This is a genomic window from Candidatus Cloacimonadota bacterium (assembly GCA_020532085.1).
In the GTDB taxonomy this organism is placed as follows: Bacteria; Cloacimonadota; Cloacimonadia; order Cloacimonadales; family Cloacimonadaceae; genus Syntrophosphaera.
Genome location: JAJBAV010000003.1, coordinates 92,773 through 107,933, shown reverse-complemented (window position 1 = coordinate 107,933; position 15,161 = coordinate 92,773). Strand labels below are relative to the sequence as shown.

10 protein-coding genes are annotated in these 15,161 nt (G+C 57.4%); 6 read left to right on the top strand and 4 right to left on the bottom strand.

Going from position 1 to position 15,161, the window contains the following annotated elements:
- Positions 1–346: 346 nt before the first annotated feature.
- On the bottom strand, positions 347–3,706 hold the full coding sequence (locus LHW45_01890; protein ID MCB5284329.1) for a hypothetical protein: 3,360 nt from the start codon (positions 3,704–3,706) through the stop codon (positions 347–349).
- 303 nt (positions 3,707–4,009) lie between these two features.
- Here LHW45_01890 and purS point away from each other — a divergent pair, with 303 nt between their 5' ends.
- Genes purS through LHW45_01860 form a run of 6 tightly spaced genes read left to right on the top strand, consistent with a single transcriptional unit; the run spans position 4,010 to position 9,055 of the window.
- Positions 4,010–4,273: a phosphoribosylformylglycinamidine synthase subunit PurS gene (gene purS / locus LHW45_01885; protein MCB5284328.1), complete on the top strand. Its 264-nt coding sequence runs from the start codon at positions 4,010–4,012 to the stop codon at positions 4,271–4,273.
- Positions 4,270–4,965 (top strand): phosphoribosylformylglycinamidine synthase subunit PurQ, encoded by a 696-nt coding sequence (gene purQ, locus LHW45_01880; GenBank protein ID MCB5284327.1) that lies wholly within the window; start codon positions 4,270–4,272, stop codon positions 4,963–4,965. The genes purS and purQ overlap by 4 nt, the downstream gene beginning before the upstream one ends.
- A complete protein-coding gene (locus tag LHW45_01875) occupies positions 4,931–5,638 on the top strand; it encodes a ComF family protein (GenBank protein MCB5284326.1) in 708 nt (235 codons plus the stop codon). Before purQ ends, LHW45_01875 begins: the two co-directional genes overlap by 35 nt.
- A gap of 1 nt (position 5,639) precedes the next feature.
- Positions 5,640–6,041, top strand: coding sequence for a hypothetical protein (locus LHW45_01870; protein ID MCB5284325.1), 402 nt, complete (start codon positions 5,640–5,642; stop codon positions 6,039–6,041).
- Between the two features lie 11 nt (positions 6,042–6,052).
- Positions 6,053–7,915 (top strand): glutamate mutase L, encoded by a 1,863-nt coding sequence (locus LHW45_01865; GenBank protein ID MCB5284324.1) that lies wholly within the window; start codon positions 6,053–6,055, stop codon positions 7,913–7,915.
- Between the two features lie 9 nt (positions 7,916–7,924).
- A complete protein-coding gene (locus LHW45_01860) occupies positions 7,925–9,055 on the top strand; it encodes a hypothetical protein (GenBank protein MCB5284323.1) in 1,131 nt (376 codons plus the stop codon).
- A gap of 914 nt (positions 9,056–9,969) precedes the next feature.
- On the opposite strand, the gene LHW45_01855 is transcribed toward LHW45_01860, so the two are convergent.
- The 3 genes from LHW45_01855 to LHW45_01845 form a co-directional block, all read right to left on the bottom strand.
- Positions 9,970–11,541 (bottom strand): T9SS type A sorting domain-containing protein, encoded by a 1,572-nt coding sequence (locus LHW45_01855; protein MCB5284322.1) that lies wholly within the window; start codon positions 11,539–11,541, stop codon positions 9,970–9,972.
- 264 nt (positions 11,542–11,805) lie between these two features.
- Positions 11,806–12,753 carry a DUF4249 domain-containing protein gene (locus tag LHW45_01850; GenBank protein ID MCB5284321.1) on the bottom strand — a complete coding sequence of 316 codons (948 nt, stop codon included), beginning with the start codon at positions 12,751–12,753 and terminating at the stop codon, positions 11,806–11,808.
- Positions 12,747–15,074: a TonB-dependent receptor gene (locus tag LHW45_01845; GenBank protein MCB5284320.1), complete on the bottom strand. Its 2,328-nt coding sequence runs from the start codon at positions 15,072–15,074 to the stop codon at positions 12,747–12,749. The genes LHW45_01850 and LHW45_01845 overlap by 7 nt, the downstream gene beginning before the upstream one ends.
- Between the last annotated feature and the right edge of the window lie 87 nt (positions 15,075–15,161).

Here is a 15,161-nt window from a genome sequence, read left to right as displayed (position 1 = left end):
GATAGAGTGACAAAATATGAGCCTATCTATTTTGTCAAGAATTATTTGCAGATTTCAAAAACTACTTTTTGATCCTAAATGCTCTTACTTTTTAACCAGACCCTGAGGATTATGTGCAAAGGTCTTCGGGTATTTGTCTGGTTTGCCCCTCTTTACCTGCCCTGCCTTCCTTCTTAGTCCTGCCCTGTTCGCCTTTCGCCTGCTCCCCGCATGATTCCCGCAGTTTAGGCGGGGATCATGCGGGGGGCAATTCTGAAGGGAAAGGACCCCGCTTCAGGAGGACACGCCGGATATCCTTCTTCAAATTAGGAGCCTAGAGTCTCGCGGACCCGGCAAGGGCATTGATTCACCAGTTTTTCACCGCCTTCACTTTGTAGAAAGCGCGGTCACAACTCTCTGCATCGAGGTAAGATAACTCGCTGGTTGTCCAGAGATATCCGAAGCTTCCATAGGGGTCAGTTCCGCGCCAGATCTCGTAATCGCAGTCCGGATACACCTCGTTCCATTCCAGCAGCGCCTCGTCCTGCAAGGTATTGGATATGGTGACAGCGGGAGCCTTCAAATCAAGCACCGAAACGGTCCAGAGAGAGAATTCCTGAGTGGTGAAAGTCAGGGTCCGGGGATTTTCAGAGGACAGAAAAACAGGTCCGAAGTGGTTCTGCCATTCCCCCTCCGCAAAGCGGTAAACGAAGGCCGGGTTGTTCAGCACGAAGCCCAGGCCGTTGTCGGCAGCTTGGTCCCAGCTAAAAGTGATTATTGCATCGTCGTTGAGAGTGCCGTCCAGCCCCCAGGTCCGCGCTATGCTTTCAGTGGAGTTAAGCTGCTGGATGTCTGGCAAATGGCTGAACTGGAAATCTGGTATGGATAGAGGCGACGATATCTGCAAGCCGGCAGGCGGGGCCGAAAAGATCATGCTTTGCAGGGGGATCTGGGCGCTGCCCCAGAACAGCCCCTCGCCCAGAAACTGCACGATGGGCTCGCAATACAGCTGATATCCCCGGATGTCAAAAACACACTCGGGGCCTATGAATATCCTTTGGGACAGCCCCAAATCCACATTCACAGTCACCACGCTCTCCATTCCGTGTACGGATATCTCCGCCGCCTGTTGTTCTGGCCAGGCGGGGAGCTCAAATCCCGCCTCACAGGAAGCCAGATAAATAAGCCGGAGGTTGTTGCCCAACCCAGCCGGGCCACTCAGGCAGCCCAAGTTGCGCGTGATGGTGGCATTGTCCCTTACGGTGAAGTTTCCGGCGGGATCGACCTCCCCGTTCATCAGGGCAAGCGAGGTGAGCAATTCCACCGGTCCCAAAAACTGGCAACCACCGGCCAGATCTACGGTCAGGGTTCCTAGCATGGCCTCCGGGACAGGCCATGGCTCGGGGTTTGAGTTTGAGATAAGGTTCATGCCCGATCCCGAAGAACCGCTCATCACGCCGGAACCGGGAGAGATCTCGGTTTGCTCAAAGCCTTGGAAGATGGTCAAATATGAATCAACCAGGTTAAGCGTTCCCGAGGCAAGATTCAACCAGTCCAAGCTTAGGGGACCGATCAAATCCACTGTGGTGGGGCACAGCTGGTTATACAGATGCAGGCTGCCGCCGGAGATGGAGGCAAGGTTGACCGTGTTCGCCAAAGTCAGGATCGAAGCGCTGCCGCCGGTCAGCGAACCGCCGGTGGTCCGGGCCGCGGAAGAAACCTGCTGATGATGGTCCCCGAGGTTCAGGGTCCCGGCTCCCATGGTTAGTTCCGCCACGCTGGAGTTGCCGTCCAGAAAGCAGGAGCGGCCGGAACGGTTCATGATCAACGCGAAGAGGTTTAGCGGAGGCAGATCGATGTCCACGCTTCCACTCTGGATGGATAGAGTGGAGTTACCGCCGGCGTTAAGTGTGCCTCCGTAGATGTTCAGTGCTCCGTAAAAAGTGAGGGTGTGGACTCCAACGTTGAAGCTGCCGCTGTTCAGGTCCAGTTGATGCACCGCCAGGTTTCCCTGCAGGGAGCAGCCGTTGGCGCGGCTCAGGTCCAGAAGGTTGAGTTCGGTGATGGAGGTTGGCAGATCCAGGGTTCCAATATAGCTGTAGCCAGAAACCACTAGGTTGGAGCTTGCCCCGCCTGTGATGCTGCCGCCGTCTGCGATAAAATCTCCTGTAATGGTCAGGGTCTGGTTGGATATCTCGAATACCCCATTGCTGAGAGTCATGTAATAAACCTCCACTGGGCCTGTCATCCGGCAGCCGTTGGCCCGGTTGAGGGTAAGATTGTCCAGATCGCAGGCAGGCAAATCAAGGCGGTCTGATGTGCCCAGTATTCTGATATTGCCCCCGGTGATGGAGGCGGTGGCGCTCAGTGAGCCGTAGAGGTCCAGATCGACCCCGATGTCGATCAGCAAAGGCGCTCCCACGCTCAGATGCGCGGCAACGGCAGCCCCGGCGAGCAGGGTCTTGGTCCCGGCTGCGCTGAGGGTCAGGTTTTTGTAGTCAGATCGCGGTGTAACGGTCTGGGTGGCCGCGGAGTTGTACTCGATCGTGCAGCCTTCCCAAAGGCTGATGGCGGGATCGTAGTTCGAGGAAAAAGTGGTGACAGTAGATCCGCTCAGGCCGTTGGTATTGGCCGTTTGCAGCAGGCCGTGGACCCTGAAGGTGCATCCTGATCCCAACGCTGTGACCTTGTTGGTGCCGGCGTCCAGGGTTCCCCGCACGTAGAACTGCATTCCGGGATCGAAGTTAACTCCGTTGCTGAGGTTGTATTGCGCCCCTGTCTTAACCTCGATGAAATGGCGGGCGTTGGAGACCGAACCCAGGCCGAGGTTCTTGCCCGTTCCGCTCAGGTAGAAACTGGGGTAACCCACATCCACCCGGTTCACAGCATAATAGGAGCCGCCCGTCCGGGTGAAGCTGCCGGCGATGTTGTAGGTATTGTAGGGAAGATCGCCGGAATCCCTGAAAGTGGCATAAAACCAGCCGTTCTGGTGCAGAAGGTTGCCGCCGATGTTGTAGGTGCAGGCCCCGCCTTCCTTGGAGCCGTAAAAATAGCCCAGGGCGACGGTCAGGTTGCCGCTGAGGTTGTAGGTAACCTGGGCTGAACCTGAGGACCCGTAAAATATGCCGCCGTCCATGTAGATGCTGCCTATGCTGTGGACCTGATCGGTGGTAAGACCGCCATCCCAGACTCCGCCGGCTTTCACGCGCAGCTCTCCCTTCACCTCGAATCCTTCCGTATCCCCGCGGCAGTCAGCTTCCCCGTTTTGCACGATCAGGTTGCCATAGGAAACCTTGTCGTTAAAGTTGATGCCCGAGTTGTTGAGGATGAAGTTGCTGTTAATCTCCAAGGCTCCGCCGCCACCCCAGCCCAGGTTGCTGTAGCTGTCGTGGGTGACCTCGTAGGTGCCGCCGTTGAACACTTTTCCCGTGATCGCGTGGTCAAAGGGTCCGGTGTGGATCCGGCCGCCGCTTTCCACCCAGACCAGGGCTCCGCTGTCCACGGTCCACTGCGCGGTGGCGGTGAGGTTGTGGCCGTTTTGCACAACGAAGTATTTGCCGGCACCGGAAAAGCTGGTGGGTTGGAGGCCTGTGCCGTCACGGTTGGTTGACCAGCTGGCAAGGTAATTCAGATAGTAGGAATTTGATGACCCCCGGGAATAGTAAGTTTGACCTGCAAGGTTTACGCAGAACAGAATTAACCAAAAAACCATGAAATACTTACGCATGATCCACCTCTGGTAATTTATGATGTTTTGCATAAATATTATAAACACCATCGCCCTGCAGGCAAAACAATTCTTTCCCCGGTGGAGGCCGTATCTGTCTGGCGTCGCCCGGAACAAGCCTCTGGCCAGACCTTGTAGGCGCAGATCCACCGAGGTTCTGGTTTCGCCGGATAGATCTAATTGGCCTGGGGGCTGGGGATTTGCTCATCCACGGGCATGAGCCGGATAGGCATCAAAAAAACCATTGACTAAAAATGGCTTCGCGAAAATGTGATAAATTGATTAAAAACAAAGGTTAACAGCATGATCTTGGCCAAGATATACGTCTGTCTCAAACCCAACGTGCTCGATCCGCAGGGCAAGGCGGTAACGAATTCCCTGCGCCAGCTGGGCTACTCCTCTGTGGAGGAAACCCGCGTGAGCAAATACATCGAGATCAGTTTCCACACCACCGATCCAGAGCAGGCACGGCGGGAAGCCGAGCAGATCTGCCGGGACCTGCTGGCCAATCCCAACACCGAACACTACCATTTCACCCTGGAAGAGCGGGAGGACGGGCAAGCTTGAAAGTGAGCGTGATCACCTTCCCGGGCTCGAACTGCGATCATGACGCGCTGGAGGTTTTTGCCTCCCGGGGCCATGCCGGCCGCTTGGTCTGGCACAAGGGCCGTGACCTCCAAAATCCCGATCTGGTGGTGCTTCCAGGCGGATTTTCCTATGGCGATTACCTCCGTTGCGGCGCGCTGGCCAGATTTTCTCCCATCGTGAACGAAGTGCTGGCTTTCGCCCGGCGAGGCGGACTGGTGCTGGGGATCTGCAACGGCTTTCAGATACTCACGGAATGCGGCTTGCTGCCTGGCACGCTGCTGATGAACAGCGGCTTGGATTTCATCTGCCGGCATCAGCACCTGAGGGTGGAAAATCCCTCCACGCCTTTCACGGAAGGTATCCCGCCCGGCGCGGTGCTGGACCTGCCCATCGCCCATAAAGACGGTAACTATTTCTGTGAAGACCACGTTCTAAACGAACTGCGGGAAACCGGCCGCGTCGTTTTCCGCTATTGTGATGCCTCCGGAAACACCATCCCGCAAGCCAATCCCAACGGCTCCCGGGACAATATCGCCGGCATCTGCGACCCCTCCGGCCGCGTGCTGGGCATGATGCCCCATCCAGAACGCTCCGCCACGGACGCGGTGGTCAGCCAGGACGGCAAAAGGATCTTCGATGCGCTGGAACGCCATTTTGGGCTCTGTGGATAAGCTTTTGTTCCCGCCGGTTTGCCTGGCCTGTAACAGTCCTGTGGATACGGCCGCGGATGTCCTCTGTGCCGAGTGCCGCGAGCGGTTGCTGCCCATCAGGGAAAACTACTGCGATAAATGCGGCGCCCCGCTGGAAAACTACCGCTGTGAAGCTTGTTCCCACCTGGCCTACGAGTTCGATTACGCGCGCTCCGCCTTTGTTTTCAAAGCCCCGGTACAGGAGCTGGTGCATCACCTGAAGTATGACGCGCTCAGGTCTCCGGCAGTTTTTTTCAGCCAAGCCCTGTTGTCCATGCCCGCCTCCAAACGCTTCCGCGGCAATTTTGACCTCGTGACGGCCGTGCCTCTGCACCGGGTGCGCGAACGTGAGCGGGGCTACAACCAGTCCGAACTGCTGGGTCGAGCGCTGGCCTTCGAACTGGGCATTCCTTTCGCCCAACCCGTGCTCCGCCATCAAAACACGCGCAGCCAGACCAATCTGAGCCGCCAGGCCCGTCTGGACAACCTTTCCGGGGCTTTCGCCCTGCGCCGCAACGCGGATGTGGCCGGAAAGCGGATCATTGTGGTGGACGACGTTTTCACCACTGGCACCACGGTCAACGAAGTTTCCCATGTGCTGAAAGCGGGCGGCGCGTCCAGGGTGGCCGTGCTCACGGCCACGAGGGCTGTCTGACATGAAAAAAGGGTACCAGGAAGTCAAAACCACGCTCAGCGCCGACGAAGCGAACCAGATGATCGAAAAGGTGGCGCGCTTCATCGTGGAAAAGCAGATGGGCTCGGCCGGGATCCTGCTGCTGGAATCGCTTCATCCCTTGCACGGCATTGCCAGCCAAGCCATGTATTTCATCCTGCCCTTTGCCGAAATGGTCTTCGATTCCCAGAAATACCAGCATTTCGCCCTGATGATCCAGGATGAGGCCCACCTCAAACGCCTGATCAAGCGCATCGACGAGCTGGACGAAGAGCTCAACCGCGAGCGCCGGGCCGAGGCCAAACTCCGCCGTCTGCGGCGCAGAAACCAGCGCAAGGCGGTCATCCGAAGAATTTTCAAAAAAGACGATAAATCAGCTGAATAAGCGGAGGTACGATGCAATACGACGAAAAACGCCTTACCCGGATCGTGGCCACGGACTGCGGCAGCACGACCACCAAGGCAATTTTGATCGAATGGGTGGACGGCGAATATCGCCAAACCATCCGCGGCGAGGCACCCACAACTGTGGAAGCCCCGCTTAACGACGTTACAAAGGGCGTGATCAACGCCACTCAGGAATTGGAAGAGCTGGCCCGGCTCAAATATCACAACCCCAACATCCGTTTCATGGAAAACGGGGAATTCTTGATCCCGCGGAAAGGCGACGTGGGCGTGGACGCCTATGTCTCCACCTCCTCGGCCGGCGGCGGTTTGCAGATGATGGTCACCGGCGTGGTGGCCTCCATGACCGGTGAAAGCGCCGAACGTGCCGCTCTGGGAGCGGGGGCCATCGTGATGGACCTCATCTCCAGCAACGACAAACGCATGAATCACGAAAAGATCGAACGCATCCGCGAGCTGCGCCCCGACATGATCCTCATGGCCGGTGGCGAAGACGGCGGCACCATCAAGCACGTGGTGGAGATGGCGGAGCTCGTAAGTGGCGCTGATCCCAAGCCCCGTCTGGGTTCCGGCTACAAGCTGCCCGTGATCTACGCCGGCAACAAGGAAGCCCAGCAGTTTATCAGGGATTCCCTGGCCGACAAGGTGGACCTCATAGTCACCGAAAACATCCGGCCCAAACTGGAAACCGAAAACCTCGGCCCGGCCCGCGACAAGATCCACGACCTCTTCATGGAGCACGTGATGAAGCAGGCCCCCGGCTACAACAAGCTGATGGAATGGTGCCAGGGCCCGGACCACGAAAGCGTGCCCATCATGCCCACCCCCGCGGCGGTCGGCAACATCATGCAGGCCATCGCCAAAGAGGAAAACATCGAAGTGGTTGGTGTTGACATTGGCGGCGCCACCACGGACGTCTTTTCCGTCTTCACCGAGGAATTCGTTTTCAACCGCACCGTGAGCGCCAACCTGGGCATGAGCTACAGCATCTCCAATGTGCTGGCCTCATCCGGACTGGACAACATCATGCGCTGGGTGCCGCTGGACATCGATGAGAACTATCTGCGCAACATGATCAAAAACAAGATGATCCGTCCCACCACGATCCCCTCCCTGCTGGAGGAACTCGTTTTGGAACAGGCCATCGCGATCGAAGCATTGCGCCTGGCTTTCGAGCAGCACAAGGAATTTGCCAGCAGCCTCAAAGGCATGCAGCGCCAACGCGACATCTCCGAAGCCTTCAGCCAGTCAACCTCCGGCGCCACCATCGTAAATCTGATGACCCTCGACCTCCTCGTGGGCAGCGGCGGCGTCCTTTCCCACGCTCCGCGCAGGCATCAGACCGTGATGCTGCTCATCAACGCCTTCCTGCCCGAAGGCGTTACCCGCCTGGCGGTGGACAGCATTTTCATGATGCCCCACCTGGGTGTGCTCTCCGAGATCAGCACCAAAGCGGCAACCGAGGTGTTCCGCAAGGACTGCATGGTCTATCTGGGCTCCTGCGTGGCCCCCGTGGGCAAGAGCAAGATCGGCAAACCCGCTCTCTACGCCAAACTTGAGCTTCCCGACGGCAAGATCTGGGAAGAGGACATTCCCTTCGGCGAAGTGAGATTGATCCCCTGCGGCGTGGGCGAAGTGGCCAAAGCCACCTTAAAAACCCACGGCGGCCTCATCCTCGACGAGAACAAGAGCAAGGAACTCACGGTCGATCTGCACGGCGGCATCGTCGGCATCGTTCTGGACACCCGCGGACGCCAGCCCTTCGTGATCCCCACCGACCGCGCTGAACGCATCGCCACCCTGAAGAAATGGATGACCGAGTTCAAGGCCTATCCGGATACTATCCTGAAGTAGGAGGAAACAATGGGACAAGCATACTCTGCCGGACTCACAGTAACCGAAAACATCATCCTGAGAAAAGAACGCATCCTGCCGCTCAAAGGCCAGGTGCTGGTGAAAAAGGGCGATCACGTCAAAGCCGAAACCGTGGTGGCCGAAACCCTGCTTCCGGGCAAGGTGGTGCCGTTCAACCTGGCCAACAAACTTGGTGTAACTCCCTCGCAACTGGTGAACTTCATCAAGATCGAAGCCGGACAGCAGATCGACACCCACACCATTTTGGCCGAAACCAAAGGCCTCTTTGGCACCGGGTTGTTTAAAAACGAGGTCCGCTCACCCGTGCTGGGTGAAGTGGAAAGCATATCCTCCGTCACCGGACAGGTCCTGCTCCGTGAGCCGCGCATCCCCGTGCAGGTGAAAGCCTTCATCGACGGAGTGGTAACCGATGTGATGCCCGATGAAGGCGTCATCATCGAAAACAAGAGCGCCTACATCCAGGGAATTTTCGGGATCGGCGGCGAAACCATCGGTGAGATCATGGTCATAGCCAAATCCCCCGACGCCGAGATCACTCCTGCCGAAGTAACCGACGCCTGTGCCGGCAAGATCATAGTCACCGGTGCCTTTGTCTCCTTTGATGTGATCGAAGCCGCCCGCAAACACGGAGCCAAAGCCATCATCACCGGCGGCATCGACGACCGGGATATCAAAAAACTGCTGGGACACGACATCGGCGTGGCCATCACCGGCCACGAAAACATCGGCCTCACCATCGTGGTCACGGAAGGTTTTGGCAAGATCACCATGGCCCGCAAGACCTTCGAACTGCTGCACAAATTCAACGGCAAGAAAACCTCCATCCACGGCCGCACCCAGATCCGCGCCGGCGTCATCCGCCCCGAGATCATCGTGCCGCTGCCCTTTGACGAAAAGGAACTGGTGGTGAAAGAGGCCACCATGCCCGTGCTGGAACCGGGAACGCTCATCCGCGTGATCCGCGAGCCCAATTTCGGCAAGATCGCCAAGGTGACCGGCCTGCCGGAAGAGCTCACCAAAGTGGAATCCGAGACCCTCGTCCGCGTGCTGGAAGCCCAGTTCGAGGACGGCAGCAAGATGATCCTGCCCCGCGCCAACGTGGAAGTGATCGAGACCTGATCGAAATCCTATACCAACCTTAGAAAAATACAGGCGGTCTTCGGACCGCCTTTGTTTGGCGCGCGGGATTTCCCGGCAATGCTCACTACTCTAATTGGCTCTCTTTCAAACTGAGTGGGTAACCGAGGAAACCCGTAATGAAAGCCGATCCTGTACCTTGAGATGCCAAATCCCTGCGTTGACTCTGAAAGCCGCGGAAGCTCTACAGAGACAAAGAACCCCGCCTATAGTGCTGCACACCTCTGACGAGGGGTTTTTTCCGGTCAATACCCACTTTGTTGGAAAAAAAAGCCTTGTGTTCAGCCCATTACCCACTCAGTTTGAAAGAGGGCCGGAAAAGATCTATCCAGGGCATGGATTCCGGGCCTCCACCCCAGAATGACACCTTGGCTCCACCCACCAAGTGGTTTCCAGCTCGGCGGGGGATGAATCTGTCCTCTGCCATTCGGCCGCATGACTCAGCAAACAGACGGAAGGCGTTGGCTTTAGCCACCGTATACCGGGATCAGGTTTACAGGGAAAAACGATTTCCGGCGGTTTGAACCGCCGGCTGGTCGCGATCGGGGCAAATCCCCACGCGGATGATCACTTGTGGATTGTCCCTCCGGTGGCTGAAGCCCACCGGACATCGTCTTGCTCAGCGAAGGTTCTGGCAGATACGGTGGCTGAAGCCACCGCCTTCTGTCTTTCAAATCAGGGTTTCACATTTGGATTTTATCAAAGGATTCAGATCTGGGGCTCACACCAAAGTAAATCGTGGCAATCTTGATCCAGGCAAAAACCCGGGTCGCTCCCAATATCAATACGGTATCAATACGGAATCATTACGGATGAAATCCGTATTGATTCCGTATTGATACCGTATTGATATTGGGAGCGACTTGATTTGAGAGAGCCGAAAATATTGGGGAGAGTCACCTGAGCAGCATCATCCTGCGGCTGCATGATCCTTGCGGGGTGGAAAGCCTGAGCAGATAGATACCGCTGGAAACATCCCGCAGGTTTTCATCTTTGCCGTCCCAGGCAAAGCGGTTTCCGCCTATTGCTAATTTTCCTGTGAAGATCCGGGCCACTTTCTGCCCCCTGAGGTTGAAGACCTCCAGGCTCGCTTCCAGCGGGACCCCGGTCCTTACTTCGATCTGGCAGGATGACCGGAAGGGATTGGGGAAGGCCGCGATCCTTGCCGGGGCTGGCGGAACCTCTTCATCCGGCGCTGATGCGCCCAGTTCCAGCCTGAAGGCGCTAATCTGCCAGGGGGCGTCGTAGGCGGTCCTGCCCAGCAGGAAAACGCTCCGGTCGGAATTGAGGCAATAACTTGCTCCCACGTTCATCCCGTCAAAGCTGTAATCCCTCACCACGCCCAGGGGATGGTCCACCAGATGGAAGCCGTACCGCGTGCCCGTCGGGCGGTTGATGGCCAGGGTGTAGTCCTCATCCAGCTTTCTCAGAAAAGCCGCGTTCGGGTATCCCGTAAGGTCAGGGAAGGTAAGCAGGTCGCTGAATACGCCATTAACAAGGGTTTTGTGGCAAAATGACCAATCATCAAACCAGTTGTGAACTGCTGAAAAGCCGGTGTCGCTGTGGGTGACTACCTCCCAGTAATGCGGAGCAGGCCAGGGCCAGCTGGACCCGCTGAACCACTGCTTGTGCAGCGTGTTCCCTTCCAGCCAGACCAGGTAGGCAGAGGTGGGCGCGTCTTCGATGGGGCCGATGGCCAGGGTCTGAAAGTAGTCGCCGCAGAGTTTCGTGGTCTGCGTGAAGCCCGCTCCTCCGCCTTCGCTGGCTGGGAGCCAGCCCTGCGGGTAGGTTTGGATGATGTTGTGGTTTTGCACCAGGAGGTCTGGTCCGCCATCAGTCCAGAGGAGGAAGAACTCATCTTCGAAGGAGAGGACGCAGTGCGGCAGCCAGCCCTGGCTTTGGTGCAGCAGCTGCAGGCTGTTGTTGGACAGGTTCAGGATGTACACCAATTGGGTCACCTGGGGATAGACGCCGCTGGTGGCGCAGAGGTAGGCCCGCGCCTCATCCACGATGTAAAGGGTGGGGCCGAACATATGGTCTTCGATATTCAGTCCGGTGGTGTTGAAAACATGCTGGTTGGTGCCGCTGCCATCCGTGAAACAGACGATCACCCGGTTGGCTGTGTGGAAGGCGGAATACAGCTTGCCAGCCTTGCAGGAAAAGGCCAGGGGATTGCCCGACAGAACGCCCCAGTCAGGTTCAACTGTGATCTGGTGTACTGTCTGCTGGGGGCCGCAGAGTCCGCCGGGGCCGACCGTGGCCAGTTTGATGAGGACGCTTTCAGCCAGGATCTCATAATCATACAGCTGCAGGCTGTCACCCACGGTCTGGCAGGCCCGAAAGCCGTGGCTGAATTCAGAACTGCCGCCGAAATATACGTTCATCACCTCCTGTGCCCCCAGGGGCAGGGCCGCCAGGGCCAGCGTCCCCAGCAGAGTAACGAGCCAGTTCTTCCAAGCAGTATTCATTTGATCGCCTCCAGGAAAATCTGTATGATGTTGTAGCAAAAAGCATTCCTTAATTCAAAAAAAATCATCTCAGAAAGGAATGGGATGGCTACAAACGCAGTCCGCATCAACCCCACGTCTGTTGCATACTGGCCAATCCCGCCAAGTCTGAATTCCGGGATCCTTCCCCGGAATGACATGGGTGGCTGGATTCCCAAACCCTTGTTCCGGAATGACAAGGTGTGGCTTGGATTCCCATGCCCCGGTGTCACGCTCCCGTAACCTTCAGGGCGTATCTTCCTTCACGATCCGGGTGAACATCTCCACGCCGCTGGCGGAGCCAAAATAGCCCAGGGCGTTGTGGATACCGCCGTGGAGGTAGCCTTCGTCCATGAAATTGTAGTTGAAATAGTTGTCGTCAACGATCTGCAGGCGCAGGCGGTAGCGTCCGTAGAAGACGAAAGCGGTGGCGTAGTTTTCCAGCACCAGGTAGTTGTCCGGCAAACCCGGCAGGGGCGTGGAGTTGAAGCGGTACATGAAGCTGAGTTTGCGGGGTGGGCGTTCGGCGTTGTAGCTGGGGGCCAAACTGGAGTCGGGATGGGCTTCAGGCAGGAAATCGGAGGTGAATTCGAGGTCCGTGCTGAAGGGTTCCAGGCAGAAGAATTCCGCCATCAGGTTGAAATTTCCCGCGGTGGCGCCGGTGGAGGCGGTGGCCGGATAATCGCTGTCGATGAGGGGATAGGGCAGCACATTGTCGGTATCCTGGTCCAAAGCAAAGCCTGTGCTGGGCGGATTGGTTCCGTAGGGGTCGGGTTCTGCAGTAAGGCAAACGGGAACCGTGGTTTCGGCCCAGATCAGTGAATCCGCGCCGGGCGCGAGCACCTCAATGCGGTAGCGGTGTCCGGGCTGGATGATGTTTTGGGCTAAGTCGATATATTTGAATTTGAACTCGTGCAGGGCAGGGGTGAGCTGAAACTCCAGATCGGCATCCAGATCACGGATGGATACCGTGGCGTCGTAAACAAAGATCTCCTGGGGGCTGAAATCCTCGATGGCTGAGCTGCGGGTCACGTAAACCGGGTAGTCGAAACTTACAGGTTGGCCAGCCATCAGCAGGCCCGCCACAGTGAAGACCTCGCCTTCAAAGCGTGGCCCGCTGGTGTTTTCGCAGGAGGCGAGCAGCAGCGCCAGCAGCAGCGCCAGCGAGAGGTGGAACAGATGTTTGCTTACCATGTGATGTTCACTCCAATGAAAGGCAGGAAGGGAAACTGAGAGCCGTCCCGGGTTTCCAGCTGCAGGGTCAGGTCTTCCTGCGGCACCAGCTGATAACTGCGAAAGCTCACGTTTTTGCGGTCGAAAACGTTGATCATGTCCAGATAGGGTTCGATGCTGCCCCAGCGCGTGTTCCACTGCAGTTTGGCGCTCAGGTCCAGGCGCATGTAATAGGGCAGGCGGTAACCGTCTTTATAGCTGTAGATGATCTGAAAATTCTCGCCGTCGAAATAGACCCGCTCCGGCACTTCCACCGGCTGTCCGGAATTGTAGGTGAAATTGAGGCCCAGCTTGAAATCCGCTCCGAGGGGCTGCCAGCCGGTATTGGCGCTGATGTTGTAGTTTTCCACCATGGACACGCTGTGGCTGCGGTCGAAGCGGGGATAAAAGTAGTTGGCTGCGCCGGTTTGGGGGTCCAGATTGAGGCCCTCGATCTTGCGGCGGGTGCGGCTGAAAGTGTAGCCCACAAAGCCTTCGAGGCCGTTCCAGTCATTGCGGAGCAGCAATTCCGCCCCGTAGGCGTGGCCGATTCCGACCCGCATGGCGCTGGCGAGGTTGCCAGTGCTGTTGTTCCAGTTGAAAAAGGCATTGGAATCCAACTGGGCCAGGTTTTTGTAGTCCTTGTAATAGATTTCCGATTCCAGGGCCAGGTGCTTGCCCAAACGCCTCTGGTAGCCAAGGATATAGTGCAGCGACCGGGCCGGCCGCAGCGAGCCGTCCAGCGGCAGCCAGACGTCGAAGGGGGTGTTCACATCCATCGCCAGCAGGGTGAGATACTGGTTATAGACGCCAAAATTGGCATAGACGCTTTCGCCGGCGTCCAGGGTCCACTTGAATGAGAGGCGGGGTTCCAGATTGACATAGCTGGCCGCGGGGATCTGGTCCGGCATGGTCCTGGCCGTGCGATACCAATTCAGCCTCAGGCCTGGCTGCAAGGTCCAGAGAGGGTTTATCACCCAGGTATCCTGTAAAAAGAGGGAGGAGGTCACTGACGCCAGGGCGGTGTCCGGAAGCCCGCTGGGGTCAACCTGATAGGAGGTTTCCATCTTCAGGGCGGTGTCGTTCCATTTTACTTCGAAACCGCTTTCCACCTCGTGGCTGTTGTTGGGTTTCCAGTTCAGGACCCCTTTGGCGGTGAGGTCTTTGATGGAATTGTCGGTGCTGAATATGGTTTCATCCTCTTCCTCCGAGGTCTGGCTCAAGCCGCTGCTGAACTGGCTTCCAGCCAGCATGAAGTTCGAAAAGAGGCGCGGGGAAAAGAGATGCAGCCAGCGCGCGGCGACGGTGCTGTTGCCCCAGTCCACGTCCAGCACGCTGCCGAGGTCGTAGGAAAGATCGTCGCGGCCGATGTAGCCGCTGAAACTGAGCTTGTTGCGGTTGTCCACGTCCCAGTTCAGTTTGGCGTGGCCGTCGTAGAAATAGTAGTCCGGAAGCTCGTCGTAGAAGGCTTTCACCAGTTCCAGATAGGTGCGGCGGAAGGAAGCCATGTAGGAGCCACCGGTCGCTCCGATCCTCCAGGGCCCTTCCAGCGTGGCGGAAGACGAGATCAGGCTCACGCGGGCCACGCCCTGTGATTCCACCCGGTTGCCCTGGCGGTTGGTTACATCCAGCACGGAGGACAGCCGGCCGCCGAACTTGGCGGGGTAGCCGCCTTTGATCAGTTCAACGTTTTCCACCGCGTCGGTGTTGAAAGTGCTGAACAGACCGCCCAGGTGGCTGGGGTTGTAAACGTCGGTATCGTCCAGGAGGATGAGATTCTGGTCGGGCGAGCCGCCGCGCACATAGAGACCGGAAAAGAAGTCCGAAATGGGCATCACGCCTGGCAGGGTTAGCACGGCGCGAAACACGTCCGCCTCCACGGTGGAAACCACTGCCTGGATGTCCTCCCGGCCCCTGTGGATTGAACTCGCGCGGATCACAGGCCCTTCCAGGCTGGCTTCGGCATCGGCCGTGACCACTATCTTGCTGAGTTCCACCGAGGCCTCTTTCAGCCGCGCGTTCAGGGTGATGTCGTCGTTTTGGCCGCGGATGCTTAAGCTTTTACTTTCCCGCAGGTGGGAGACCAGGGAAAACTCGATCTTGTAGCTGCCGGTCTGGTTTACGGTTAGCACATAATAACCCTGCTTGTTGGTCTGCGCGCCGATCTTGGTGCCGGCCACGGTCACGTTCACATACTGCAGGGGCTCACCGCTTTCCTCCCGGGTCACAAATCCGCTCACAGTGGCGCTGAAAAGCCTTCCGGCCACAAGCATCAGCAGTAGCGGCAGCAGGTGATTATGCATTCATTCTCCCATGATTTAGTTAAGTGATAGCTATTTAAAGAGTATTCAAAGCCTGCAAACTGCCAACCCCAAATTTTCCACGGAGCA